22 protein-coding genes and 3 tRNA genes are annotated in these 26,044 nt (G+C 66.6%); 12 read left to right on the forward strand and 13 right to left on the reverse strand.

The genetic code is table 11. The features are described 5' to 3' along the window. The first annotated feature begins 59 nt into the window (after positions 1-59). From ACUYM2_RS05895 to ACUYM2_RS05920, 6 genes are all read left to right on the forward strand, one after another. Positions 60-1,475, forward strand: coding sequence for a YibE/F family protein (locus ACUYM2_RS05895; RefSeq protein ID WP_481599231.1), 1,416 nt, complete (start codon positions 60-62; stop codon positions 1,473-1,475). A 93-nt stretch (positions 1,476-1,568) separates the two neighbouring features. Next, positions 1,569-2,747, forward strand: coding sequence for a tRNA dihydrouridine synthase DusB (gene dusB / locus ACUYM2_RS05900; RefSeq protein ID WP_481599232.1), 1,179 nt, complete (start codon positions 1,569-1,571; stop codon positions 2,745-2,747). Continuing rightward, positions 2,740-4,029, forward strand: coding sequence for a deoxyguanosinetriphosphate triphosphohydrolase (locus ACUYM2_RS05905; protein ID WP_481599233.1), 1,290 nt, complete (start codon positions 2,740-2,742; stop codon positions 4,027-4,029). Before dusB ends, ACUYM2_RS05905 begins: the two co-directional genes overlap by 8 nt. Before the next feature lie 52 nt (positions 4,030-4,081). Beyond that, positions 4,082-6,055, forward strand: coding sequence for a DNA primase (dnaG, locus tag ACUYM2_RS05910; RefSeq protein WP_481599234.1), 1,974 nt, complete (start codon positions 4,082-4,084; stop codon positions 6,053-6,055). A gap of 75 nt (positions 6,056-6,130) precedes the next feature. After that, positions 6,131-6,203, forward strand: a tRNA-Asn gene (locus ACUYM2_RS05915). Positions 6,204-6,351: 148 nt separating this feature from the next. Continuing rightward, a tRNA-Asn gene (locus tag ACUYM2_RS05920) sits at positions 6,352-6,424 on the forward strand. A gap of 89 nt (positions 6,425-6,513) precedes the next feature. On the opposite strand, the gene ACUYM2_RS05925 is transcribed toward ACUYM2_RS05920, so the two are convergent. After that, positions 6,514-6,921, reverse strand: a complete 408-nt coding sequence (locus ACUYM2_RS05925) for a hypothetical protein (RefSeq protein ID WP_479779384.1) — start codon at positions 6,919-6,921, stop codon at positions 6,514-6,516. 107 nt (positions 6,922-7,028) lie between these two features. After that, positions 7,029-8,252, reverse strand: coding sequence for a multidrug effflux MFS transporter (locus ACUYM2_RS05930; protein WP_481599235.1), 1,224 nt, complete (start codon positions 8,250-8,252; stop codon positions 7,029-7,031). A gap of 228 nt (positions 8,253-8,480) precedes the next feature. Here ACUYM2_RS05930 and ACUYM2_RS05935 point away from each other — a divergent pair, with 228 nt between their 5' ends. The 5 genes from ACUYM2_RS05935 (at position 8,481) to ACUYM2_RS05955 (ending at position 12,543) form a co-directional block, all read left to right on the forward strand. Further along, positions 8,481-9,395 carry a phage holin family protein gene (locus tag ACUYM2_RS05935; protein WP_481599236.1) on the forward strand — a complete coding sequence of 305 codons (915 nt, stop codon included), beginning with the start codon at positions 8,481-8,483 and terminating at the stop codon, positions 9,393-9,395. A gap of 55 nt (positions 9,396-9,450) precedes the next feature. Then, complete coding sequence (locus ACUYM2_RS05940; RefSeq protein WP_481599237.1) at positions 9,451-10,155, forward strand: CDP-alcohol phosphatidyltransferase family protein; 705 nt, start codon at positions 9,451-9,453, stop codon at positions 10,153-10,155. After that, complete coding sequence (locus tag ACUYM2_RS05945; RefSeq protein ID WP_481599238.1) at positions 10,155-11,060, forward strand: DMT family transporter; 906 nt, start codon at positions 10,155-10,157, stop codon at positions 11,058-11,060. The genes ACUYM2_RS05940 and ACUYM2_RS05945 overlap by 1 nt, the downstream gene beginning before the upstream one ends. A gap of 108 nt (positions 11,061-11,168) precedes the next feature. Beyond that, positions 11,169-12,368 (forward strand): glycosyltransferase, encoded by a 1,200-nt coding sequence (locus ACUYM2_RS05950; protein WP_481601418.1) that lies wholly within the window; start codon positions 11,169-11,171, stop codon positions 12,366-12,368. 101 nt (positions 12,369-12,469) lie between these two features. Further along, positions 12,470-12,543: transfer RNA gene (locus ACUYM2_RS05955), tRNA-Ile, on the forward strand. 62 nt (positions 12,544-12,605) lie between these two features. Here ACUYM2_RS05955 and ACUYM2_RS05960 read toward each other — a convergent pair. Continuing rightward, positions 12,606-14,750, reverse strand: a complete 2,145-nt coding sequence (locus tag ACUYM2_RS05960) for a transglycosylase domain-containing protein (RefSeq protein WP_481599239.1) — start codon at positions 14,748-14,750, stop codon at positions 12,606-12,608. Next, positions 14,750-15,817, reverse strand: coding sequence for a S1C family serine protease (locus ACUYM2_RS05965; RefSeq protein WP_481599240.1), 1,068 nt, complete (start codon positions 15,815-15,817; stop codon positions 14,750-14,752). The genes ACUYM2_RS05960 and ACUYM2_RS05965 overlap by 1 nt, the downstream gene beginning before the upstream one ends. A gap of 175 nt (positions 15,818-15,992) precedes the next feature. Between ACUYM2_RS05965 and ACUYM2_RS05970 the strand changes: the two genes are divergently transcribed. Further along, the gene (locus tag ACUYM2_RS05970) at positions 15,993-16,706 is read left to right on the forward strand and encodes a response regulator transcription factor (protein ID WP_481601419.1); all 714 of its coding nucleotides are present in this window, start codon (positions 15,993-15,995) and stop codon (positions 16,704-16,706) included. Here the strand turns inward: ACUYM2_RS05970 and ACUYM2_RS05975 are convergent. The 9 genes from ACUYM2_RS05975 to ACUYM2_RS06015 all read right to left on the reverse strand — a co-directional run bounded on the left by ACUYM2_RS05975 (position 16,646) and on the right by ACUYM2_RS06015 (position 26,038). Continuing rightward, the gene (locus tag ACUYM2_RS05975; RefSeq protein WP_481599241.1) at positions 16,646-18,025 is read right to left on the reverse strand and encodes a sensor histidine kinase; all 1,380 of its coding nucleotides are present in this window, start codon (positions 18,023-18,025) and stop codon (positions 16,646-16,648) included. The two genes, ACUYM2_RS05970 and ACUYM2_RS05975, sit on opposite strands and share 61 nt — an antisense overlap. A 127-nt stretch (positions 18,026-18,152) precedes the next feature. Next, entirely contained in the window at positions 18,153-18,548 is a 396-nt protein-coding gene (locus ACUYM2_RS05980; RefSeq protein ID WP_481599242.1) for a low affinity iron permease family protein, read from the reverse strand. Positions 18,549-18,584: 36 nt separating this feature from the next. Beyond that, entirely contained in the window at positions 18,585-19,706 is a 1,122-nt protein-coding gene (locus tag ACUYM2_RS05985) for an enolase C-terminal domain-like protein (RefSeq protein ID WP_481599243.1), read from the reverse strand. Positions 19,707-19,708: 2 nt separating this feature from the next. Further along, positions 19,709-21,502 carry a thiamine pyrophosphate-requiring protein gene (locus ACUYM2_RS05990; protein WP_481599244.1) on the reverse strand — a complete coding sequence of 598 codons (1,794 nt, stop codon included), beginning with the start codon at positions 21,500-21,502 and terminating at the stop codon, positions 19,709-19,711. Between the two features lie 53 nt (positions 21,503-21,555). Then, a complete protein-coding gene (locus ACUYM2_RS05995; protein ID WP_481599245.1) occupies positions 21,556-23,124 on the reverse strand; it encodes a GMC family oxidoreductase in 1,569 nt (522 codons plus the stop codon). Between the two features lie 68 nt (positions 23,125-23,192). Next, complete coding sequence (locus ACUYM2_RS06000; protein ID WP_481599246.1) at positions 23,193-23,894, reverse strand: gluconate 2-dehydrogenase subunit 3 family protein; 702 nt, start codon at positions 23,892-23,894, stop codon at positions 23,193-23,195. After that, complete coding sequence (locus ACUYM2_RS06005; protein WP_481599247.1) at positions 23,891-24,349, reverse strand: hypothetical protein; 459 nt, start codon at positions 24,347-24,349, stop codon at positions 23,891-23,893. Before ACUYM2_RS06005 ends, ACUYM2_RS06000 begins: the two co-directional genes overlap by 4 nt. A 277-nt stretch (positions 24,350-24,626) precedes the next feature. Then, a complete protein-coding gene (locus tag ACUYM2_RS06010) occupies positions 24,627-24,956 on the reverse strand; it encodes a hypothetical protein (RefSeq protein WP_481599248.1) in 330 nt (109 codons plus the stop codon). A 56-nt stretch (positions 24,957-25,012) separates the two neighbouring features. Further along, a complete protein-coding gene (locus ACUYM2_RS06015) occupies positions 25,013-26,038 on the reverse strand; it encodes an SDR family oxidoreductase (RefSeq protein WP_481599249.1) in 1,026 nt (341 codons plus the stop codon). Between the last annotated feature and the right edge of the window lie 6 nt (positions 26,039-26,044).

Genomic DNA, 26,044 nt, shown 5'->3' on the forward strand with positions numbered 1-26,044 from the left:
CCCTGACACCGCCGACGCCGCCGACGCCGTAAAGTTTTCGGCATGAGGTTGAACTGCTGATGGGCGCCGGACATTCACACACCACCGGCGGGCACCTCGACCCCACGCCCCGGGCGCTCGCGGCACGGAAGAAGGCCAACTGGATCCTCGCCGCCGTCCTGGTTCCGCTGACCCTGCTGACGCTTGCCGCGATGGTGTCCCTCTGGCCGTCCGGCAGCAAGGACGGCATCAAGCTGTCCAGCCCCTATGCTGCCGCGCCGGGCGTGAGCTTCGACACCGGAAGGATCCAGCGCGTCGTCGTCGAAGGCTGCATGGGCGCCCAGCCGGACGCCGCCGCCGGTGCGGGGCAGGGTTCGCAGTGCACCTTCGCCTACACCGAACCGGACAAAGGGGGGAACCCGGTCAAGGTGGTGATCAACCCCGACGTCGCCAAGTCCCACGGCGTCAAGGTCGGCGACAATATCCGCTACCTGAACCTCTCCAAGGCCCAGGGCGCCGCCGCGCAGGGCACACCGGCCTACGTGTTCGTCGACTTCGTCCGGACACTCCCGATCATCCTGCTCGCCGTGCTCTACGCCGTCGTGGTGATCGCGGTGGCGCGCTGGCGCGGGCTGCGCGCCCTCATCGGGCTTGTCGGCGCGTACGCGGTGCTGGTCTCGTTTATGCTCCCCGGCCTGGTCGAAGGCAAACCGCCGCTGCTGCTGGCGCTCGTCGGGTCCACGGTGATCATGATCGGCGTGCTGTACTTCGCCCACGGCTTCACCGCCCGCACCTCGACGGCGCTGCTGGGAACCATGTTCGGCCTGGGCATCACCGCCGCGCTCGCGGCCTGGGCTACCGATGCGGCGAACCTGGCCGGGGTGGGCAGCCACGACGCCGCCACGCTCGCGAACGTCTCCGACCACATTTCCATCTCGGGAATCATCCTGTGCGGGCTCATCATCTCCGGCCTCGGCGTGCTCAACGACGTCACGATCACCCAGTCCTCCGCGGTGTGGGAGCTCTGGGAACTCGCCCCCGGGACGCCGGCGCGGAAGCTCTTCGCCGCGGCGATGCGGATCGGCCGGGATCACATTGCCTCCACCGTGTACACCATTGCCTTCGCCTACGCCGGGGCGGCCCTGCCGATCCTGATCATCGTGATGCTCTACGAGCGGCCCTTGGGCGACACGCTCACCAGCGCGGAGCTCTCCGAGGAAGTGATCCGCACGCTCGTCGGCTCCATCGGCCTGGTCCTGGCGATTCCGGTCACCACGCTGATTGCCGTCCTCGTGGTCAAAGCCACCGGGCTGAAGGGCGACGCGGGCGGCGCACCCAAGGGCCCCCGGGCTGTGGCGGACGACGGCGGCCAGGCAACCGCCGACATCGCCGCCGCTGCGGACGACCACGGCGCCCCAGACGGCGGCGCCCCAGACGGCGGAGCCGGGCCCGCGCCGGTGGCCCGCCGCGGCCGGCGGGCCGCCGTGCCCGGCTGACCGGGCCGCTCCGCGCCGTCCGGTGCACGCGGCGATTTCCACATAGCAGGGCCGGGATCCGGCCGATTTGCCCGGCTTTGAGACAATAGACGGGTGACTGTTGTAGCAACGCCTCCCGCCCCCAAGCTGGAACTCCCGCCCCTGAAACTGGGCCCCCTCACGGTGGACACCCCCGTGATCCTGGCCCCGATGGCGGGTATCACCAACTCTGCCTTCCGCAGGCTCTGCCGTGAATACGGCGGCGGCCTGTACGTGGCGGAGATGGTCACGTCCCGTGCCCTCGTGGAGCGCACGCCCGAGTCGCTGCGCATCATTTCGCACGACGAGGACGAGTCGGTCCGATCCGTCCAGCTCTACGGCGTGGATCCCGTCACGGTCGGCCAAGCCGTCCGGATGCTGGTCGAGGAGGACCGCGCCGACCACATCGACCTCAACTTCGGCTGCCCGGTGCCCAAGGTGACCCGGCGCGGCGGCGGCTCCGCGCTGCCCTGGAAGACCGACCTCTTCACCTCGATCGTCCAGACTGCGGTCAAGGAAGCGTCGAAGGGCAACATCCCGCTGACCATCAAGATGCGCAAGGGCATCGACGACGACCACCTCACCTACCTCGACGCCGGGCGCATCGCCCGCGATTCCGGCGTCGCCGCCGTCGCCCTGCACGGCCGCACCGCCGCGCAGTTCTACTCCGGCAAGGCCGACTGGTCCGCCATCGCACGGCTGCGCGAAGCGCTCCCGGACATCCCGGTCCTCGGCAACGGCGACATCTGGTCCGCCGAAGACGCGGTGCGGATGGTCCGCGAAACCGGCGTGGACGGCGTGGTGGTGGGCCGCGGCTGCCAGGGCCGGCCGTGGCTGTTCGGGGACCTTATGGCGGCCTTCGAGGGCAGCGACGCCCGGCACACGCCGGCGCTGCGCCAGGTGGCCGAAAGCATTTACCGCCACGCCGAGCTCATGGTGGAGACCTTCGGCGACGAGGGCAAGGCCCTGCGCGAGATCCGCAAGCACATGGCCTGGTACCTCAAGGGCTACGTCGTGGGCAGCGAACTGCGCAACCGGCTGGCACTCGTGACCAGCCTTGAAGTGCTCCGCGGAACCCTCGACGAACTGGACCTCGATTCGCCCTACCCGGGCGCCGACGCCGAGGGCCCCCGCGGTCGAGCCGGTTCACCCAAGAAGCCCGCACTGCCCAAGGACTGGCTGCTCAACCGCAGCCTGGACTCGGAGCAGTCCCGGGACATCTCCTTCGCCGAACTGGACGTCTCCGGTGGCTGAAACCAGGACCTCCGCGCCCGTGCTGGACGGCTACGTGGACCGCGACTGCGCCCGCTGGGTCGAGGAACCGCCCAAGAGCACCTACCGGTCCGACTTCGAACGGGACCGCGCCCGGGTGCTGCACTCCTCGGCGCTGCGCCGGCTGGGCGCCAAGACTCAGGTGGTCGCCCCGGACACGGATGATTTCGTCCGAACCCGGCTGACCCACAGCCTCGAGGTCGCGCAGGTGGGCCGTGAACTGGGCCGCGCCCTGGGCTGCGACCCGGACGTGGTGGACACGGCGTGCCTGAGCCACGACCTCGGGCACCCGCCGTTCGGCCACAACGGCGAGTCGGCCCTGAACGAGGTGGCGCACGCGATCGGCGGCTTCGAAGGCAATGCCCAGACCCTGCGCCTGCTGACCCGGCTGGAACCCAAGGTCCTGGCCCCGGACGGCCGCCCTGCAGGCCTCAACCTGACCCGCGCCAGTCTCGACGCCGCCGCGAAATACCCGTGGTCGGCGGAGGACGCCCCGGTGATCCATGGCCAGCGGACCAGCAAGTTCGGCGCCTATGAGGACGACCTGCCGATCTTCGACTGGATCCGCGAAGGCGCGCCCGAGCGCCGCTCCTGCCTCGAGGCCCAGGTCATGGACTTGGCGGACGACATCTCCTACTCGGTGCACGACGTCGAGGACGCGATTGTCGCCGGGCACTTCCAGCTGCGCTGGATGGACAACCCGGACCACCGGGCCCGGGTGGTGGGCTACGCCAAGCAGTGGTACCTGCCGCACAATGATCCCGCCGCCATCGACGCCGCCCTGGCCCGGCTCGAAGCCACCAGCGTGTGGGTCCGCGAGGCCGACGGGAGCCGCAAGTCCATGGCCGCGCTGAAGGACATGACCAGCCAGCTGATCGGCCGGTTCTGCCAGAGCGCGCTCGAGACCACCCGTGCCGTCTACGGCCCGGAGAACCTGACCCGGTACAACGCCGAACTGATCGTCCCGGACGAGACCGTCATGGAGATCGCCGTGATGAAGGGCCTGGCCACCACATTTGTGATGACCACCGAACACCGGCAGCCCATTTACGAACGCCAGCGCGAGGTGCTGCACGCGCTGGTGACCGCGCTCAGCGCCAGCGGCGACCGCCACCTGGAGCCCATGTTCGCCGCCGACTGGCGGGCCGCCCCGGATGACGGCGCACGGCTGCGCGTCGTCATCGACCAGGTCGCCTCGCTGACCGACGGCTCCGCGCTGGCCATGTACGAACGCCTCGTCGGCAGCCTGCCGTCGCTGTGGTGACGGGCACCACCAGCCGCGTCCCGGCGCCGCATCCGCGGACTAGGATGTCACTGTGGCCGGCCTGATCAAACGTGAAGATATCGACGAAGTACGCCAGCGCACCGACATCAAGGAAGTCGTCGACGGCTATGTGACCCTCAAGGGTGCCGGCCTGGGGTCCTACAAGGGCCTGTGCCCCTTCCATGACGAACGATCGCCCTCGTTCACCGTGCGCCCCCAGGTGGGCCGCTACCACTGCTTCGGTTGCGGCGAAGACGGCGACGTCATCTCCTTTGTGCAGAAACTGGACCACACCACCTTCCACGAGGCAGTGGAGAAGCTCGCGGCCCGGATCGGCTACGAACTTCGCTACGAGGACGGCGGCTCGGGCCCGAACCGCGAGGAAATCGGCCGCCGCCAGCGCCTGCTCGACGCGCACAAGATCGCCGATGAATTCTTCCGCGCCCAACTGCTGACCCCCGGCGCCACCGAGGGCCGGAACTTCCTTTACGGCCGCGGCTTCGACCGGGCCGCGGCAGAACAGTTCGGCGTCGGCTACGCACCCCAGGGCTGGGACTCGCTGCTCAAGCACCTCAGGGGCCGCGGCTACACCGACGCGGAACTCAAGCTCACCGGCATGTTTTCCGAAGGCGGCCGGGGGATCTACGACCGTTTCCGCGGCCGGCTGATCTGGCCCATCCGCGACATTGCCGGGGACACCATCGGCTTCGGCGCGCGCAAGCTCTACGAGGACGACCAGGGCCCCAAGTACCTGAACACCCCGGAGACCGCGCTCTATAAGAAGTCGCAGGTCCTCTACGGAATCGACCTCGCCAAACGGAACATCGCCAAGGACCGCCAGCTGGTGGTGGTCGAGGGCTACACCGACGTGATGGCCTGCCACCTGGCCGGGATCCCGACGGCGGTCGCCACCTGCGGCACGGCGTTCGGCACCGAACACATCAAGATCGCCCGCCGGCTGCTCTCCGACGACGGCAGCGGGGGAGAAGTCATCTTCACCTTCGACGGCGACGCCGCCGGCCAGAAGGCGGCGCTGCGCGCCTTCGAAGAAGACCAGCGCTTCGTGGCGCAGACCTATGTCGCGGTGGAACCCGGCGGGTCCGACCCGTGCGAGCTGCGCCAGGCCAAGGGCGACTCCGCTGTCCGTGACCTCATTTCTACCCGGCGGCCGCTGTTCGAGTTCGCCATCCGTGCCGCCCTGAAGCGGCACAACCTGGACACCGTGGAGGGACGCATCGCGGCGCTGCGGGAATCGGCTCCCGTGGTCGCGCAGATCCGGGACGCCGGCATCCGGCCCGCCTATGCCCGCGAGCTGGCCGGCTGGCTCGGCATGCCGGTCGAAGAAGTCAGCCGGGCCGTTGGCGCCGCAGCCAAGCGTGCCGCCCAGGCCCCGCCCGGGAGCTCCGGGCAGGGCTATGGCCAGGGTTCTGGCCAGGGCTCTGGCCAGAACCACACCAGGGCCGTCGGGATGGGCCACGGGGGCGGACCGGGCCCCGGGGCCGCGCCCGGCGTGGCGCCGCTGCCGCCGTCGGCCATGCTCCCGGCCTTCAACCGGCCGGACCCGCGCGATCCGGTAGCCGCGATGGAGCGCCAGGCGCTCGAAGTGGTCCTGCAGGAGCCGGCAATCCTCGAAGGGGCAACCTGGCAGCGCTTCTCCGAGGCGCGGTTCTCCACCCCTGCCTACCTGGCCATCCACGAAGCCATCCGGGCTACCGGACTTGGTTTCACCGGCGACCCCTTGCGCTGGGTCGAACAGCTGCGTCAGGAAGTCCCCGAGCCACTCCGGCCGCTGGTGTCCGAACTCGCCGTCGTGCCGCTGCCCGCAAGCACCGCCGAAGCGGTCCAGCGGTACTGCCGCGACATTCTGGCGCGGCTGTTCGAGCTGCAGATCACCAGGGTGAAGGCCGACAAGATGGGCCAGTTGCAGCGCCTGGACGCCTCGGCGGACCCCGAGGAGTTCCAGCGGCTGAACCGGGAGCTGATGGAGCTGGAGATGCAGCGGCGTTCCCTCCGGATGGACTCCTGAGTCTTTTTCGCAGCGTCCCGCCGGGGCCAATTTCACTTCCCGGCGCGGTGTTTGCTAGGCTTATATCCGCTTCATTCCTCCTTAGCTCAATTGGCAGAGCATTCGACTGTTAATCGAAGGGTTGCTGGTTCAAGTCCAGCAGGAGGAGCGCGCAGTCCCCGTTCCGGGTCACCGGGACGGGGACTTTTTCTATACCCGGCGGGGGTATGCGGGCGGTTCGGGGTGCGGGTGCCCTGCCACCGGCGCCCCCGATTTCCTTAGCGGTAAAACCTTTGCTAATGTCGTACCTGCTTCATTCCTCCTTAGCTCAATTGGCAGAGCATTCGACTGTTAATCGAAGGGTTGCTGGTTCAAGTCCAGCAGGAGGAGCGGACGGGCCCCGCGGCCGGTGAACAACCGGCTGCGGGGCCTTTTTTCTTGCTGCATTTCTTGTGTCCACCGGGACCCGGCACGGCACGTCAGACGAAGAACATCTCGACCTGCAGGAATCGCTCCGCCTCGGTGACCGCCGCTTGGAAGGCCTCGTCCTCGGTAGGGGACTGCCGGGGTTCCCGCGGATGCCACTCGTGGGCGGAGGAGTGCACGCGGGTGAACCCGCCGCGCGGCGGCGCGTAGAAGATGCCGAAACGCTGCACGGGCCACTCGGGGGACGTCTCGGGGGCGACCAGGAGGGCTGAATCGTAGGCGGGGTTGTACCACTGGGCGATCGGTCGACGCCGGTCCTCGGTGAAAAGTCCGGCCGCATAGAGGGCCGCGGACTGGGGGCTGGTCTGGGAGCACAGCCGCTCCCACCACAGAGGCAGAATACCGTCGTCGCACCGCTGCCACGTGGCCGGTAGGGGAGGAGGGTCCTGCCAGTCAGGCACACAACAACTTTATCGCCAGCCATGGGCCGCGAACAGGGCAGCAGGGCCCCACGCACTCCTGCTCCACGGGACATGCCCCGTGCATGCCCCGGCGCCAGCGGACCGCGCTAGTGGATCGAGGGCACGGTCCGCGGCCGGACCACGAACCAGAGGGACGCTGCAGCCAACAGGATGCAGCCGGCCTGGACGGCTCCCATCGGTGTTGCTGAGCCCAGGCCAAGCCAGCCGACCACGGGCGAAATGATGCCGGCCATCAGGAAGGTCGCGGCGCCGAGCAGGGAGGCCGCGGTTCCCGCCTGCGCGCCGTGGTTGGCGAGGGCCAGCACCTGGACGCAGGGGAAGGTGAACCCGGCGCCCAGGATGTAGAACCAGAGCGGCACCATGACGCCCCACAGGCCGAAGCCAAGCTGGTCGAAGATTACGATCAGCAGCGCCATCATGAACATCCACGCCGTTGAGCAGGCGAGGATCCACTGCGGCGGGACACGCTTGATCAGCCGGGAACTGGTCTGGACACCGGCCACGATCCCGAGCGAGTTGATACCGAACAGCAGGCCGTACTGTTGCGGCGAGAAGCCGTACACGTCCTGGAAGAGGAACGGCGAAGCCGAGAGGTAGGTAAAGAGGCCGCCAAAGTTCATGCCGCCCAGCAACAGCATGCCCACGAAGATCCGGTCGGCGAAGAGGACGCCGTAACGTTGGCGGACTGTCAGGCCGGTGGTGCCCCGCAGTTCACGCGGCAAGGTCTCGCGCACCACGAAGAGGGCCGCGATGATCACGCAGGTACCGTAGCCGGCGAGGAAGAAGAAGATGCCGGGCCAGGGCATGAGCAGCAGCAACTGGGATCCGATCACCGGAGCCAAAATGGGGGCCAGCCCGTTCACCAGCGCCATCCGGGAAAACATCCGGACCATCGCGTAGCCACTGAAGAGGTCGCGCACCATCGCCATCGCCACCACGCCTCCGCCGGCGGCGCCGATTCCCATCAGCACCCGGAACAGGCCCAGCGTGGCGATGTCCGTGGACAGGGCAGCGCCGAGCGAGGCGCCGATGTGCACTGCCGTGGCCAGGATCAGCGGACTCCGCCGCCCGAACTTGTCGCTCAACGGACCCACCACCAGCTGGCCCAGGGCGAAGCCGACGGTTGTGCCGGTCAGCGTCAGCTGCACCGCAGCCTCGGTGACGCCAAGGCTCGCCTCCAGGGCTGGAAACGCCGGGAGGTAGAGGTCCACCGTGAACGGCCCAAGCGCCGTCAAAGCGCCGAGCATCAGGATGTAGAGGAGCTTGCGACGACGGGTCAGGGAATCGCCGGGATTGCTGGGTGTCTGCACAGAGGTCAATCCTAGGCCCGCGCCGTGCAATACAAGCCGCCCACCCGCCGTCGCGCACCGCGGCCCCGTAAACGCGGTGCGCCAGCACGCCACACCCCGCTGCGGCCACCCGCGCCGCGCCGTCAGGACCCTGAATGGTAGTTTTGACACCAGGGCGTGCGGGAAACCGCGCCGGCCCGGCAATCCAGCGGAAGCGGAATCACAGATGGAACCAGTTAGGCGGAACCGATGAGCGGACGGCACACCGGCAGGACAAACGGGGGACTGCGCCTATCCGCGCTGCCCAAGACCGTGAAGCTGATCTTCAAACTGGCGCCCCGGCAGCTCAATGACGAGATTGCCTTTGCCAAGGCAGAGCTCAAGCGCAAGGGCATCCAGCTCGGCGTCGCGGCGGCTTTCCTGGCCGTCGCGCTCGTCTTTGTCGTGTTCCTGGTGATCGGGCTCATCGTAGCTGCCATCATGGGCCTGGCCACGGTCATGCCGGCCTGGCTCGCGGCCCTGCTGGTCTGCGCCGCCTTCCTGGTGATTGCCCTGATCGTGGGCTTGATTGGCTATAGCCGGTTCAAGAAGGCGATGCCGCTGCTCCCCGAGGAGACGATCCGCGGCCTTAAGTACGATCTTGGCATCGCGAAGGAAGGTTCGTCCTTCGACGCCGCCGTCCTGGACCCCAATTCCCCCCAGGCCAAGGCAGCGAAGGCAGCCAAGGACGAAGCCGCGGCCAAGGCCAAGGCCGAGAAGGAAGCCAAGAAAGCAGCCGAACAGCCCGATCTCGGCCCTGCCCCCACCGAGGCAGAGCTGCGCCGCCGCCTCGATCAGCGCCGCCAGCACCTCACCGGCGTCCGCGACGAGCTTGGGCAGGAACTCGACGTCAAGACCCAGGCCCAGATCCTCCTCGCCGCCACCCAGCACAAGCTGGAGGAAGGCAAGGAGCTCATGGACGACAAAATCGCCAGTTTCCGCAGCCACGCCAAGGCCGCCGGCACGCCCGGTGCAGCCGCCCCCGCCGGATCGCCGGGAGCGACCGTTAACACGGGCGTATCCGCCGTGGCGGCCGAGCTCGGCAAGCGCTGGAGGCCCCTGGCGGCGCTCGCTGCCTCGACGGCTGCCCTCGTCGTCATGCTGCGCCGACTGCTCAAGGGCTAGGCCGCACCCTGAACTCCGACGCTAACTCGTTGCCGGCTGTGGAAAGGGGGAACGGATGAGGTTCATCGGCGCTGGCACGCGGCCGGGGCAGCCCCAGATCCATCATGACCTGGTCTTTACCGTTCCCAACCTGCTGACCGTGGTCCGGTTTCTTGGCGTCCCTCTGTTTATCTGGCTGGTCCTTGCCGAGCAGGAGTACGGCACCGCCGCGCTGGTGCTGGCCATCATGGGCAGCACAGACTGGGTGGACGGCTACATCGCCCGCCGCTTCAACCAGATGTCAAAGCTGGGCCGCATCATGGATCCGATCGCGGACCGGCTGTCCCTCATTGCCGTCGCCGTGACGCTTGTGATCGCCGGCGTCGTCGAATGGTGGTACCTCACGGCCCTGCTCGTTCCGGACCTGGTGCTGCTCTCCATGTCTCTCTTCTATTTCCACAGCCACCCGGACCTGCCCGTGAGCCGGGTTGGCAAGATCCGCACCGCATTGCTGCTGGTGGGAACGCCGCTGCTGGTGCTTTCCAAGCTGCCTCTTCCGGGGACAGATAGCTACTTCGTGGCAGCCTGGATCTTCCTCGGGCTGGGCCTGGTGGGGCACTGGATCGCCGCCTACAACTACTTCTGGGCCATCATCCGCAAGGGCACGGAGCTCAGGTCCCGCACCGCCACCGCGAATCCCGGCGGACAGCCCGTTGACGACGGCGGCAGCACCGCAAGCGGAACCGGCGACGGCGGCACTGACGACGGCGGCCTGCGCTGATGGTCTGGTTGGCAGTTGTACTGGCGGTCCTTGGCGCCTTCTTCCTGGCCTTCGGCGCCCAACGGCAGGGCAGTGCCGTCAAGGCGGACACCGGAGGGCTGGCGCTCAGCTCGCACGGTTTGCTCCGCCTGATCCGCAACCCGCGCTGGGTCCTCGGCCTGCTGCTGCTCGGCATCGGTACGGCGATGAATGCCGTGGCGCTGGTCTCGGCGCCCCTCACCGTAGTTCAGCCGATCGGGGCGATCGCCCTGGTGATCACCACGATCATCAATGCCAAGGACCAGGGGCTCAGCATGAACCGGGCCACCGTCGTGGCCATCAGCGCCTGCGTCACCGGCTCGGCACTTTTCGTCGTGCTCGCCGTCAACGTCACCCAGGAGAACCACCACGTCAGCGGCTCGGACGAACTGACCATCGTGCTGTTGCTGGCCCTGGCCGTGGGCCTGTTCGGCACGCTGGCGCTGCTCTTCAGACACCGGATGAGCGCCTTTGTGTACATCCTTGGCGCCGGTGTGCTGTTCGGCTTCGTGGCCGTCCTGACCCGCATCATCGGCAAGCACCTGCTGGACCCGAACGGACAGTTCCTGCTCAATGTCCAGTGGTACACGCTGGTCGCGATCCTGGCCGCCGGCGGCCTGGGCTCCTGGTTTGTACAGAGCGCGTACTCCGGGGGACCGCCTGACCTCGTGATCGCCGGCCTCACCGTCATCGACCCGATTATCGGCATCGCGATCGGCATCGTGATCCTGGGGGAACTGCGGTCCGACGTCCACGCCGTGACGGCAATTGCCATGGCCACGGCTGCACTCCTTGCTATCGTGGGAGTGATCGCTCTTTCCCGGCACCACCCCGAGGTCACCAAGCGCAAGAAGGATGCGCGGAAGGCCGCGGGACGGCTGTCCTAGGGCGGCGCCGCAGACTTCAGGCACAGGCACCGCGCCAGCGCCGACGGCCAGCCGGCCACCACAGCCCCGCTGACCGCACCGTGACCACCAGGAGCTATCCCCGTGACCATGCCCCAGAACGCCCAACCCGACAAAAAGCTGACCATCCTCGTTGCGGCGGACACATACCCGCCGCACGTCAACGGTGCCGCGCAGTTCGGCTACCGCCTGGCCAAGGGCATGACGGGGCGCGGGCACGATGTCCACGTCCTGGCGTGCCGGCCCGGGAAGGGCAAGAGCTTCAGCGAATTCCGTGACGAGGCCACCGTGCACCGCCTGCGCTCACACTCTGTGCCGACCCACGAGTACTTCAGGATCACCTTCCCGTGGGAGATCAAGAAGGAAATCAGCCTGCTGTTCGACCGGATCCAGCCGGACGTCGTGCACATCCAGAGCCACTACATGATCGGTGAGCACGTCCTCTACGAGGCGGTGAAACGCGGGATCAGGATCGTCGCGACCAACCATTTCATGCCGGAGAACCTCAACCCGTTCCTGCCCTTCCCGCAGTGGTTCAAGGACATTGTGGGCCGCGTGTCCTGGCGCGACATGGGCAAGGTCATGGGCCAGGCCGACGTCGTCACGACGCCGACTCCGCTCGCCGCCAAGGCCATGCACCAACACGCCTTCCTGCGCAAAGTATTGCCGCTGTCCAACGGCATTGATGCCGCAGCCTACGAGCTGAAGCCTGGCGAGGAAGCGGTGCACCATGCCAGCCCCACGGTGCTGTTCGTGGGACGCCTGGCCGAGGAAAAGCACATCGATGTGCTGATCGACGCCGTCTCCAAGACCCCGGCCGGGCTGGACATCCATCTGGAAATCGTCGGCGGAGGCGAGGTGCGTCCCGCACTCGAGGCGCAGGTCCAACGCCTCGGCCTGCAGGACCGGGTGAAGTTCCTTGGCCTGGCCAGCGACGAGGAATTGCGCCGGGCCTACTTGAGCGCCGACCTGTTCTGCATGCCCGGCACGGCCGAGCTCCAGTCGCTCGTGACGCTTGAGGCGATGTCCGCGTCCACCCCGGTGGTGCTGGCCGACGCGATGGCCCTCCCGCACCTGGTGCACGAGGGCGAGAACGGTTACCTGTTCACGCCCAACGACAGCGACGACCTGGCCGCCAAGATCGAACGCGTGCTGACGCTGCCCGCCGACGAGCGGGCGGCCATGGGCAAGGCAAGCCGGAGCATGGTGGAAAGCCACAGCATTGAGCGCACGCTCCAGACCTTTGAGGACATCTACCGGGGGGCCAGCTACGACGACCTCGTCGTCTAAGGCGCCCGGCGCCAGTTGCCTGAGCCGGGGCGACTACTATTGTTAGAGTGTTTTTGCCCGGAACGGTCCGGCCCCGCCCGGGCCCGGCCGTCCGGGCCCTCGGGGCTATAGCTCAGCTGGTTAGAGCGCGGGACTCATAATCCTAAGGTCCTCGGTTCAAGTCCGAGTAGCCCTACCCGACAAGAGGACCTGAGCTGCAGCAATGCAGGCCAGGTCCTCCGGTGTTTCTGATGCTGGTTACGACGGCGGACCGACCCGGCCCGAGGTCCCCGGGCCGTGCTGAGGGTCGGCCGCAAGCATCCAGGCCGGCGGCGCGGGGAAGCCGTGGGGCGGGTAATCCGCCGTGGCCGCGTTCATCACCGTTGCCCACTGGGTCCCGGCCAGGTCGGCGCCATTGACGACGGGGTAGTAGCGGCCATTGACGGTGATGTTCTGGTTGGCCCAGACGGGGCCGGTTCCCTTGTAGCTGCCGAACCATGAGGCAGTCGCAATGGCGGACGTCGCGCCCACCGTCCAGGTGTTGACGTTGTAGTCGGTGGTGCCGGTTTTGGCGAAGATGTCGGGGTTTCCCTTGCTGACCGGAATGTAGTAACCCGAGCCCCTGGTCAGCACACGCTTGAGGGCATAGACGACGCCGGCGGCCACGTCCGGGCTGATGGCCTGGTGGCAATCTGCGCCGGGGACGGGATATTGCCTGCCCTGGCTGTCGGTGACCGACAGGATGGCGGTGGGGGTGCAGTAGGTTCCGCCGCTGGCGAACGTGGCGTAGGCGTTGGCCATGGTGAGGGGTGCGACGTCGACCGAGCCGATCAGGTTTGAAATCTTGGAGAGGTCGTAGGGCTTGTTAGTGTGGCCGTCGCGTATCCCCGCCGCGCTGGTCATTTGCTGGATTTTGCAGAAGTCCAGTGGCACAGCTGACTGGAAGGTCATCGTGTTGATCGAGTGGTACAGGCCCTGGAGCACGGTCATCGGATAGTAGTGGTGGCTGTCGTCGTTGGGCAGCGGTTCCTGGCCCAGCGCCGGGTCGTACGATCCGGTGGTCGTCCCGCAGGAGTTCTTCCAGGGGAACCCCGCTTTGTAAATCCGCACAGCGCCGTCCAGCACGGTGTTCATGGATCTGCCTGAATTCAGCCATTGGGCGAAGACGAAGGGCTTCATGGTGGAACCGATCTGGAAACCGCCGGCGCCGTGGAGCGGGTTCCCGTTGAGGTCCGTTTCGGGGAGGGCGAAGTTGCCCATGTAGTTGCCTGGCCGGTCGTCCGGACTGTATGTGGTGTTTTGGGCCATGGTGAGCACGTGACCGGTCCCCGGCTGGATGCTGGTCACGTCGCTACCTCGCTGAAGCGGGTCGGCTCCGGAGATGGAGGCGTTGACCTGATCCTGCGCCACCCGCTGCAGGTGCGGATCGAGTGTGGTCTTGATGGTGAGGCCGCCGCGGTAGAGGAACTGTCGCCGTTCCTTTTCGGTGGCGCCGTAGTGGGCGTTGTTCAGGATCAGCCGTTGCACGTAATCGCAGAAGTACGGGGCGGTTTTCGCCGCCACACAGCCCTGGGCGGTGTCGTGGATCTTGAGCCCGATGGGCGCTTTAGTGGCGGCGTCGTGCTGGGTCCGGCTGATCATGCTTTGTTCGAGCATTTTATCCAGCACCGTGTTCCGCCTGCTGACGGCGTGGTCCGGGTGCGCGATCGGGTCGTAGTAGGCGGGGTCGTTCACGACGGCGGCGAGCGTCGCCGCCTGCGACAGGGAGAGTTCCTTGGCATGGACACCGAAATAGAAGTTCGACGCCGCCTCGACTCCATAGACGTTGTTGTCGAAATAGACGATGTTCAGGTACCCCTTGAGGATGTCGTCCTTGGAGTATTTCTTTTCCAGCGCGATGGCCAGCTTTACCTCGCGGAGCTTGTCTCCGACCGTTTTTTCGGCCCCCAGTTTCACTTGGTCTGCGTTGCCGTTGGCGACCTGGGCCTCAATGATGACGTTGTTGACGTATTGCTGCGTGATAGTGGAGGCGCCCTGCCGTCCGCCGCGGGCGGTGGCCGCCAGGGCCCGCAGGATGCCCACCGGATCGATGCCTCCGTGCTGGTAGAACCGGGCATCCTCGATGGCGATGATGCTGTCCTTCATGAAGGGCGACATCTGGTCCAGGTTGACCTTGACCCGGTCTTCTGCGTAGAAGGTGGCGATGAGTGAGCCGTCGTTGGCCACCACGCTGGTCTTCTGCGCCGGCGCATTGATGTCAAGCTGTGCCGGGAGGCGGTCGAAGAAGGTGAGAGAGCCGGCGGCCGTGGTGCCTGCTACCGCCACGGCTGGCATCAGCAGGCCGGCCAGCAGCACCCCGCAGATAACCCCTGCCAGGACGAAGGCAACCAGCGGACGCCGCATCACTGTTGCGTGGCCAAGTCACCGAGGGTGACGTGCAGGGTCTGCGAAGTCTTATCGCGCTGCACCTCGACGTCGACCTGCTGGCCCGGATCCTGCTTCCGGAGGGCGGCGAGAAGGTCCGTGACGTTTGCCACCGGCGTTCCGGCGAACTTGGTGATGATGTCCCCGGCTTTCATGCCAGCCTTCTCGGCGGGGCTGTTCGCTGCGACATTGATGACCAACGCGCCGGAGGTCGTCGGCACGGAGAAGCGCTGGGCGATCTGCGGGGTAATGTCGGTGGGAACCACGCCGAGGGCGGCGTGTTTCACCGACCCGTTCTTCAGCAACTGGTCGGCAACTTCGGTGACTGTGGACGAGGGCGTGACGAAGCCGATCGCCACAGCCCCGGAACTGGGCGGGAGGTAAGCCTCCGAGAGTCCGATGATCTGCCCGGAGGAGTCGGCCACCGCGCCGCCGGAGTTGCCGGGGGAAATCGGCGCATCCGTCTGGAGCAGGTCGATGGCGCCGTGCGGTGACTCCTTGGAGGGCGGCATGTTCCGGTGCAGGCTGGACACGATCCCGGCGGTGACGGTCTCCTTCAGCCCGAGCGGGCTGCCAATCACCACAGTCATCGATCCGACCTCCGGCGCGGATGAGGCAAACTTTGCGGCCGGGAGGCCCGTCCGGTCGGACTTCAGGACGGCCACGTCGGTGACGTCGTCGACGCCGATGACATCGGCCCGGCTCTGCGAGCCGTCCGCAAACTGGACCTGCACGTTCTTGAAGGCCTGCTTCTGCTGGTCCTCCACCACGTGCGCGTCAGTGACGATGGTGCCATCGCTGCGATAGACCACCCCGCTGCCGAGACCAACGGGTGTCAGGATCGTGACGACGGACGGTTCCACATTCTTGACGACGCCGGGGACCGCGGGCAGCCCGGCTCCCGCGGGGAGGGCTGTTGCGGGAGCCGAAGCGCCCGGGGACGCCGTGGATGAACCGGATCCCGTCGCCGGGCTGCCTGTGCAGCCCGTCAGCGTCAGTGCCGCTGCGGTCACTCCGGCCGCCGTGTAGAGTCGGAAAAACTTCATATGATGTCTCCTCCTTGAGGCGGTCCGCCGGGGAGCGGGCTCTTTTCAACGATAAATCTGTCAGGCGCCGTGACCCACCGGCCCTCAGGTTCGTCTCAGGAAGGCGCTGCGGGTCCGAGCGCGCAGTGATAATGCCGAGGGTGGCTCAATGGGCCCTGATCAGGAGGTGGTGCGGATGCGGGTTCTGATTGTCGAGGACGAAAAGCTGTTGGCTGAGACCGTGCGGCGCGGGCTGTCCAACCAGGGTTTCGTTGTTGATCTGGCCGCTGACGGCGTGAGCGGGCTGAGCGCGGCGACGGAGAACCTCTACGACGTCATCATTCTGGATCTGATGCTGCCGCTGAAGAACGGCTACGACGTCCTCAGGGAACTGCGGTGCCGGCGGATCTGGACGCCTGTCATGATGCTGACCGCCAAGGACGGGGAATATGACCAGACCGACGCACTCGACCTGGGGGCGGACGATTATCTGACCAAGCCCTTTAGTTTCCTGGTCCTGGTCGCCCGGTTGCGTGCGCTAATCCGGCGCGGCGCCCCGGAACGCCCCGTCGTGCTCCGGCTGGGCACGCTGACTCTGGATCCGCTCAAGCGGAGGGTGGCACGGGCGGGCACCCCGGTCACCCTCACCGCACGAGAGTACGGTTTGCTGCAGTTCCTGATGCGACGGCAGGGTCAGGTGGTATCCAAAGCGGAAATCCTGGAAAACGTGTGGGATCCGGACTTCGAAGGCGGGGACAACGTCGTCGAGGTTTACATCGGATATCTGCGCCGGAAAATCGACGCTCCGTTCGGTTTGCAGACGCTTACGACCGTCCGGGGGATGGGCTATCAACTCAGCGCGGACCGCCCCGAGGACGGCGGCGCAGCGGCTGCTCCGGAGCTGATCTGATCCACCTCCACGGGTGCAGCAGGCAGACGCAACTCGAAGCGGCACCAGCCGTCGTCGGACTCCGTGGCGGTAATCGTCCCGCGGTGTGCCTGCATGATTCGGGCGGCGATCGCCAGCCCCAAGCCACTGCCGCCGCTCTCCCGCGACCTGCTTTCGTCCAGGCGAACAAACCGGTCGAAAATACGTGCCCGGTCGTCCTCCGCCACCGGGTCGCCGTCGTTTTCTATGACGATCAGTGCACCGCCAGGCAACGTCGACAGGCTCACCCGGACCGATGACCGCGCATGCCTGTTCGAATTGTCCAGCACGTTCCGCACCACCTGGCTCAACCGGTGCGGATCACCGGTGATCCGCACTGGCGCCAGCCGGGCCAGCACCCGACGGGCCGTGAACGCGCGGAGGCGGCGGACCTCGGCATCGAGGACGTCGTCCAGATCGACGTCTGTGGCGTGGACCCGGATCCCTTCGTCATCGGACTTTGCCAGCGTCAGCAGGTCATCGACCAGATATCCCATCCGGGACGCTTCCTCCGTCAAGAGGTCCCGCAGTTGCGTCCACGTGTCGCCGGTCGGGTCCGAAGACGCAATTTCCAGCCCGGCGTTCAGGGTAGCCAGCGGACTGCGCAGCTCATGGCTGGCATCGGAAAGGAAACGGCGCTGCTCATGGCCGGACTGTTCCAGCCGGTCGAGCATGCCGTTCATGGTCCGGGCCAGCTCCTCGATCTCGTCGTTCGTGGGCGGCACCTCGACCCGGTCGCCGAGGCGTGACGCGTTGATCCGTGCCACCTGGCCGCGGATCCTTTCCACCTGCCGAAGCGACCTTCCGACCAGGATCCAGGCGCTCACACCAACGACAACGAGGAGTACCGGCCCTGCGCCCAGAGCGAAGGAGGCGACGGTCATGACGGTGTCCAGCTGCACCTGGATGGTGGAGGCAACAAGGACCGTATATGGTTTGCCGCCGACCTCGGCGCCGAGTGCCACCACAAGGAAAGCGTCGGGATCGGCCACCTTCGTAAGCCCGGAGACAGTTTCGGTGAGCACGTGGCCCGCTGCCGGCGTGAGCGCAGACAGTGCGGAGCCGGACGCCGACGGCACAGAAGAGGCGGATACCGCACCGCCCGGAGCGATAATCTGCACGTACTGTCCGACGTGCGCCGTCGTGCTCAGCGACTGGCCGGCCTCGGACAGGCCCCGGCTGCTGATGACCGCCGCGACGTCCGACGCCCGGCGGCGGGCGGCGGCCTCGGTGGCGGAAATGAGCGAGTGGTGCAGCAGCACCAGCAGCAGGAACGCTCCAATCAGCAGAGCCGCGGCCACGACAACAACCGTGACCGCCGTCGCACGCTTACGGACGCCCCAGGCGGGCCGCTGGCAAACTTTCGCAGCGCACGGCTCAGAGGCCCGGGACCCCAGCTGCATGCGGGGGCGTCTTTCCTTGCCGGGTTCAGTGCGCCGGGCCGTTTTGGCCGGCCTGGTCGGCCTGGTGTTTGATGCTGTGGCGCTGGCTTTCAAGCTGCTGCTCACCTTCGTCCTCGGCGGCGTAGAGCTTGGCGTTGCTGACTTGCAGTTCAAGCATGAGGGCATCGATCTTTAGGTGCAGGGCAGCTGAATCACGGTTTTGCGTGTTCTGGATTATGAAGACCATCAGGAACGTGATGATGGTCGTTCCCGTGTTGATGACCAGCTGCCATCTATTGGAAAAGCCCAGGAACGGGCCGCTAATAGCCCAGAGGACAAGGATGCTGATGGCGCCCGCAAACACCCAGGCGTGGCCTAGGACCTTGGACGCTTTGCTGGTGAACCGGGTAAAGACATCCGGTCTTGCTTGGACGTTACTCATGGCGATGATCCTCTCTTCCGACCTGATGTCCGGGGCCTAGCCGACCCGGTACTTTTCCGTGTCAGCTGTGCGAAGGCTGAGACCGTTACCTGGCGTATGGGCGTCCGGCGCAATCGCCCCGCCGGCCGGGTCCAGGGTCCCGTCGAAAAACTTCCGTTCGATCCGGACGTGGTCGTGGAACCACTCCAGATGCCGAAAGTTTTCCGTCGCGGCGGCGGCATGCGCGCTCAAGTGCGGCGCGCAGTGGCCGGACACTTGGAGCCCGTAGGCTGCCACCAGGGCCGCGATGCGCAGCCATTGGGTGATGCCACCGCAGCGGGAGACGTCCACCTGCACGCAGTCGACGGCGTCGGCCTGGCACAGGCGCTGGAAGTAGAACAGGTCGGTGCCGTATTCACCCGCGGCGACATCGGCGGATACTGCCTCCCTGACAGTCCGCAGCCCGTCCAGGTGGTCGGCCGAGACAGGCTCTTCGAACCATGCGGGCCGCAGTTCCTGGGCTGCTTCGAATGCCCTGACGGCTTGTTTGGCCGTGTAGGCGCCGTTGGCGTCGACGTACAGCTCGGCGCTGTCACCGATGACGGCCCGCGCCTGACCGATGCGTTCCACATCCCGGGGGACACCGGCTCCGCGGTCCTGCCCGATCTTTATCTTGACTCGCGGAATGTGCTGGTCGTGGACCCAGCCTCCCAGCTGGTCCTCCAGCTGCTGGCGGGAGTAGGTGGTGAACCCGCCGCTGCCGTAAATGGCGACCTCGCCGCGCACCGCGCCCAGGAGCCTGTACAACGGGAGGTCGAGCAGGCGAGCCTTCAGGTCCCACAGGGCGCAGTCCACCGCGGAAATGGCGTACCCGGCCAGCCCGCTGCGGCCGGTATTGCGAACGGCCTGCAGCATCGACAGCGCCGCGCCGGCAGTGTCCCACGCGCAGCGTCCGGAAACAGCCGGCCCCAGCGTCCCTGCGATCAGCTGGGCACAGGAGGACGGGGCGTAGGTCCAGCCGATGCCCTCCCGGTCGCCGGCGCGGGCCCGGACCAGCACCATTGTCGTCGCGTCCCAGGCGAAGGTCCCGTCCGCCTCCGGGCTGTCGGTGGGAATCGTGTACGTGCTGACATCCAGGCCGCTGACGACCGGATCGGAGGAGGTTGACGTGGCGGCCATGGTCAGCCCTTCCTGTGCGGCAGGAATTCTTGCACTTTGGTTTTGGCTCCCTCGGCAATAATGCCCAGGGCATCCGGGTCGCCCTTGAGCATCGCCTCCGCTGATTTCTTCGCCTGCTCGAAGGTGGCGTGCGGCGGGATCGGAGGCACGTCCGCATTGGTGTGGAAGTCCAGCACGGTGGGCCTGTCGGCGGCCAGGGCGCTGGTCCACGCCCCTGCCACGTCGTCCGGGTCAGTGACGGCGATTCCTTGCAGGCCAAGGCTCCGGGCAAACGCGGCGTAGTCAACGTCGGGCAGCGTTTGGGATTCCGTGAAGACGGGGCTGCCTGCCATTGCACGCAACTCCCAGGTGACCTGGTTCAGGTCGTTGTTGTGCAGCACAGCAACGATCAGGCGCGGATCCGACCATTCCTGCCAGTAGTGCTTGATGGTGATGAGTTCGGCCAGGCCGTTCATCTGCATGGCGCCGTCGCCGACGAACGCGATGGCGGGCCGGTCGGGGCAGCCGAACTTCGCTCCGATGGCGTAGGGCACCCCCGGGCCCATGGTGGCCAGATTCCCGGAGAGGGAGCCGCGGATGTTTCCGCGGAACTTCAGCTGGCGGGCGTACCAGTCGGCAGAGGACCCCGAGTCTGCCATCAGCATGGCGTTTTCAGGCAGTAACGGTGAGAGCTCGTGGAAAAGTCGCTGCGGGTTGATCGGTTTGGCCTCGACCATGGCCTCCATCTTCATCGTCTTCCACCACCGGGCCACATTGGCTTCGATCTTCTCCTGCCAGCTCCGGTCCTCCTTGTGTTGCAGCAGCGGGATCAGCGCGCGCAGGGTGGCGGCGGCGTCCCCGACGATGTTGAGCTCATAGTCATAGCGCATGCCGATCATGTTCGGATCGATGTCGATCTGCACCGCCCTGGCCTGTCCGGGTTCGGGCATGAACTGTGTGTACGGGAAACTTGAGCCGACGGTCAGCAACGTATCGCAGTCCATCATCATCTCGTAGCTGGGCCGCGTCCCCAGCAGACCGATGGACCCTGTGACGAAAGGCAGTTCGTCGGACAAGGCGTCCTTACCCAGCAGCGCTTTGGCCACGCCGGCTCCCAGCAGTCCGGCTACCTGTTCCACTTCGGCCTTCGCCCCCCGGGCCCCCTGGCCGACCAGGATGGCGACTTTGCGGCCGGCATTGAGCAGGTCGGCGGCCCGGCGAACCGCAGCGTCGTCGGGAGACACCGTGGGCCACTGCACACCAATGCTGGAGGGCACCATCTTGAAGGCATGGGTCGGAGGCGCGTATTCCATTTCCTGGACGTCGGAGGGGATGATGATGGCTGTCACGGTGCGATTGGCGGTGGCGATGCGGATGGCCCGGTCCAGGACATTGGGCAGTTGCTGCGGGACCGTGACGGTCTGGAGGTACTCGCTGGCAACATCCTTGAAGAGGGTTACCAAATCCACTTCCTGCTGATAGGAGCCTCCCATCGCGCTCTGGGCCGTCTGGCCGACGATGGCGACGACCGGAACGTGGTCCATTTTGGCGTCGTAAAGACCGTTGAGCAGGTGGATGGCGCCGGGGCCGGAAGTGGCCAGGCAGACTGCCGTGCGGCCGGTGAACTTGGCGAAGCCGACTGCCTCGAACGCTGCCATCTCCTCGTGTCTTGCCTGGACGAACTTAGGCTCGTTGTTGGCCCGGCCGAAGGCGGAGATGATGCCGTTGATGCCGTCGCCAGGGAAGGCGAAGACGTTCTCCACGCCCCAGTCCCGGAGCCGGTTCAGGAGGTAATCCGAGATAAGTTCTTTTGCCATGGCTCGTTCCTTTGGTAGCTGGGGCCGGATACGTGGCCCGTGGTTGGGTAGGCTCAGGCGGCCGTGCTGGCACCGCCTGCGATCAGCCGGTCAGCGGCGCGGGCCGCGACGGCCATGATGGTCAGTGCCGGGTTGGCGCTTCCCTGGGTGGGCAGCACGCTGCCGTCGGTGATGTAGAGATTGGGCACGGCGAAGCTTCGGCAATCGGCGTCAACGACGCCGTGCCGTTCGTCGGCGGACATCCGGGCGCCGCCCACCAAGTGGGCGTAGCGCTTGATGGTGATGACCTCGTCGGCGCCGGCGCCCTTCAAGATCTTTTCCATCACTGTCTGCGCGGCGCCCATGAGCTGGCGGTCGTTGTCGCACTGGGAGTAATGGAAATGCGCAATCGGCATCCCGTTCCGGTCCTTCTCCTGCGCCAGCGTGACGCGGTTTTCGGCCTGCGGCAGGAATTCGCAGAGCGCCCCCAGGCAGGCCCAGTGCACGTAGTCGCTCATGTATTCGCGCAGCTTCGCCCCCCAGTGGCCCTGGGCAGCAACGTGTTCGGCCCAGGTGATCGGCAGCGGCGACACCGTCTGCACGGAGAACCCGCGTTTGTAGGGCTTGGTCGGGTCTGTCTCGTAAAACTCCTCCGAGCTGACCTCCGGCGGCGGCGCCTTCCACATCCGCACCTCGGAGTCGAACCTGCCGGCCGTCTGGGGTGCTCCCTGGACCATCAGGTACCGGCCCACCTGGTCGAAGTCATTGCACAGCCCCTGCGGGAAACGCTGAGACGTGGAATTGAGCAGCAGGCGGGGAGTTTCGATGGAATAGCCGGCGACGGCGACGATCCGGGCGCGCTGGAAACGTGCCCGGCCATGGCGGACATAATGCACGCCGGTGGCTTTGCCCGTCTTGTCGTCGACTTCGATCCTGGTCACCATCGAGTCGGCCCGAACTTCCCCGCCATGGTGCAGGGCATCCGGGATGTGGGTGATCAGCGGGGAAGCTTTTGCGTTCACCTTGCAGCCCTGCAGGCAGAAACCGCGGTAGATGCAGTGTGGCCGGTTGCCGAAGCGGCCGTTGGAGATCGCGACCGGGCCGACCTTGGCCGTGATCCCGGCAGCCAGTGCGCCGCGCAGGAAGAGTTCGCCGTTGCCGGAGACGGGGTGCGGGCTGTGCGGATAGGAATGCGGATCACCCCACGGCCAGTGTTCCCCGGCTACCGGCAGTTCTCCCTCGATGTCCTCGTAGTAGGACTTGAGGTCCTCGTATTCGAAGGGCCAATCGGCACCCACGCCGTCCGTGCGTTGGGTGTGGAAGTCACTTGGGTGGAACCTGGGCGTGTAGCCAGCGTAATGCACCATCGATCCGCCCACGCCCCGGCCCGAGTTGTTCGAGCCCAGCGGCACCGGATCATCCCCGGAAACCACGCGCGGTTCGGTCCAGTACAAATGATGGGAGCCGGCCTCGTCGCTGACCCAGTCGCGTTCCGGGTCCCAAAACGGGCCCGCGTCCAAGGCAACGGCCTTCCAGCCGGCCCTGGCCAGACGCTGCAACAGAGTGGAACCCCCGGCGCCGCAGCCGACGATCACTATGTCCACCTCTTCCTCATCCCGGAACTGCGCCATGTCGGTGCGCATGGCATGGTTCGTTCCGGGCACCGGAGGCAGCAGCCAAGCAGAGGCATTCCGATCCTTTACCCGCGTCATCAGTGCCGCCTCCCTTTACTTAGCTTGTCTCTCGCTGGCTTGTCTCCGGCGGCCCTGTCTTTACCGGGCATTGTCTTGGGGGTGGCGGGGTCCTGGCCGGGACGGGCATCTGCCACCTCGAAGGGCTCCCGAGCGTCCAGCCCTAGATTCTTGTATCCGCGCGGATACGCAGGCCCGGCAAAACCTATTTCGTTCCAGGCCGAAGGGTGAGAGTAGAAGGCGGTGCACGCGTACCGGGTCCAGAGACTCCAAACCTGGGATGCCTTCAGCCCGCGCCAGATCTCGGCGTCGTGAATGTCCGTCAGAAGGTCCTTCTGCTCCTGCCAGGGAAGTTCGGCGAACGGGCTTCCCTTCCGTGCCCGGGATTCGGCGTCCAGCTCCGCGAGTGTGCTGCGCCAGGCCACCGGGTCCGCTTCCATGTCCTCGTAGTGCCAGCCGTCGGTCTGGCCCTCGGCGAGGCGTGAGTCCACCATGTTGACCACCGGGACCCTGGGCTCTTGTCGCTGGTTCAGCAGCTGATCAAATAGCGCCCTCGCCGCTGCTTCCTCGGCTACGGTGAAGAACCGCAGGTCTGCCGGCCGGCCCAGGCGTGCCAGGACGACCCCCTGGGTCACCTGGTCCCAGTGGCGGGACTGCCCCTGCGCATCGAAGGCCGGGAAGCGCCCGCCGCCGTCCTTCGCGGGCAGCGGCAGCGCCGTCACTTTTCCCTCCTCAGCACTGCTGCGAGCAGACCCATCCCGCCGACCAAGGTCACCAGCAGGGGGGCCAGCAGCGGCGGACCCATCTCCATGTTGTACATCAGGTTGGAAAACCCGCCGGGCTTCTGCGCGATGCCCCGGGCGTGGAGGTAAGTTCCCTGCAGGCCGTTGGCGACAATCGCTGCAGAGGCAACAGGGAGCGCGGTTTTGGCCATTCGCTTGCTGAACACTCCGGCGACCCCGGCAGCCGCTCCGACCGGGCCCAGGGCAACCGGAATCCACATCAGCTTGTTGCCAAAGCTTGCCTTGTCGTGTTCGAAGTAGATTTCCGCCGCCGTCACCAGCGCACCGATTGCCGTCAGCCCGGAAAGGGACCGCTCAAAGCGCCCGGTCTCCACGTTGCGGATCATCCGGTCTATCCCGTGAACCGTTGCCTCGGGCGTAATTGGTGTCTTCATGCCGCTCCTTGTCATCAAACTGCTTCGGCCATGACGCAAACACTGCATTTGCGCCACCTGTGGATGGATGGGTCCTCACCGAGACGGGCCGCCGGTTGTGGACCAGGTCGTGGAGCACCGCCGTGAAGCAGCAGCGGCCGTGCTGGAGCGGCCGCCGCCGCACCCGGGCTTCGGCCGACTGAGGCCATGGACACGGTCGCGTGGGCCTCCGCCTCCGGGAAGCAGAAACCGAAGACGGGCGCGTCGCGCTGACGCTGCACGCTGAATCCGCATGAGTTCACCCCCGTTTCCCGTGGCCCGGCGGCGGAACCGTTGAGGGCCGAAGAGGCTTGCTCCGGCTGCTCCGGCTGAATTCGGTGCCGGCGAACACGCCTGCAACCACGGCGTCCAGAGCGGCGGCCCTGCGGCGGCGGCGATCCGTAAACGCAAGCCCGGCCATGCTGGCGGAGTGCAATGAGTCCACCAACCCGCCGCCGAGGTGCAGGGTGCGGGAGCCGGGTGCCGCGCCGGTCACCAGGGCCTGCAGGAGGTGCCTGGCGCCGAGAATGCGGGCGACGACGCGGACGCGGCGGTCCGGCTCATGTCCGAGGGCCGCACGGAAGATCAAGCTCGGAAAAGCCAGCTGGCACAGTCCGTAGGCTGCCCGGGTGGCTTCCACCGCCCTCACCGCTGCCTCGACTTTCCCAGCATGGAAGCGCCGAATGCCAGCAGGCCCAGTGCGGTCGCTCCGGCTGCCGCAAAGACGGGTCCGTGGTGGTGGGAGGCCCACAGCTGAGGGCTTCGTGTTGCGGAGCGCCCATCAAATGCGCCGTGCGTGCCGAAGTCGCGGTCAATGTCAGCCGGTTCCCAGAGGTTCACGGGCTGTTCGGGGTCGCGGGGCTGCGGTCTTTGCTGGGCCGAGAACCCTGTCCGGGCCAGGTACCGGTCAAGAAGCCCGGGGGCGACGGCGTTGGCCATGAGGGTGGCAGCGGTGCTGCCCCCTACCCAGTACTCCCGGCGCTGCGGGTGGGCTGCGGCAAAGAGCACGCCGCGGGCGGCGACCTCCGGCTGGTAAATCGGCGGTACCGGCTGGGCCTTGTTCGGCAGGCGGGACAGCACCCAGCTGAACTGCGGCGTATTGACTGCGGGCATTTGCACCATAGTCGTTTTGATCGGACTTCTGTCGTGGAGCAATTCGCAGCGCAGCGATTCATTGAAGCCCTGGATCGCGTGTTTGGCGCCGCAGTAGGCGGACTGGAGGGGGATGCCCCGGTAGGCCAGGGCAGAGCCGACCTGGACGATGGTGCCGCGGTTGCGTTGCTTCATCCGGTCCAGCGCAATCATGGTCCCGTAGACGTAGCCGAGGTAGCTGACGTCGGTGACGCGTTTGTACTCCTCCGGCTTGATCTCAGTGAGGGGGGAGAAAACGGAAGTGAAGGCGACGTTGACCCAGACATCAATCGGTCCCAGTTCTTGTTCGACGCGGGTTGCTGCCGCTTCGAGGGCCCCATGGTCGGAGGTGTCCACCGCTATGGTCAAAGCCCGCCCTCCCGCGTCTTCGACTTCTTTGGCCGCGCTCGCAAGCCCTGCTTCGCCGCGGGCCAGCAGGGCGACCCCGGCCCCATGCCGGCCGAAGCCAATGGCGGTCGCCCGGCCGATGCCGCCGCTGGCGCCCGTTACAACGATCGTCTTGTCCTTAAAGCTGTTCATCCGTGC

Source organism: Arthrobacter sp. SD1074B (assembly GCF_056780195.1).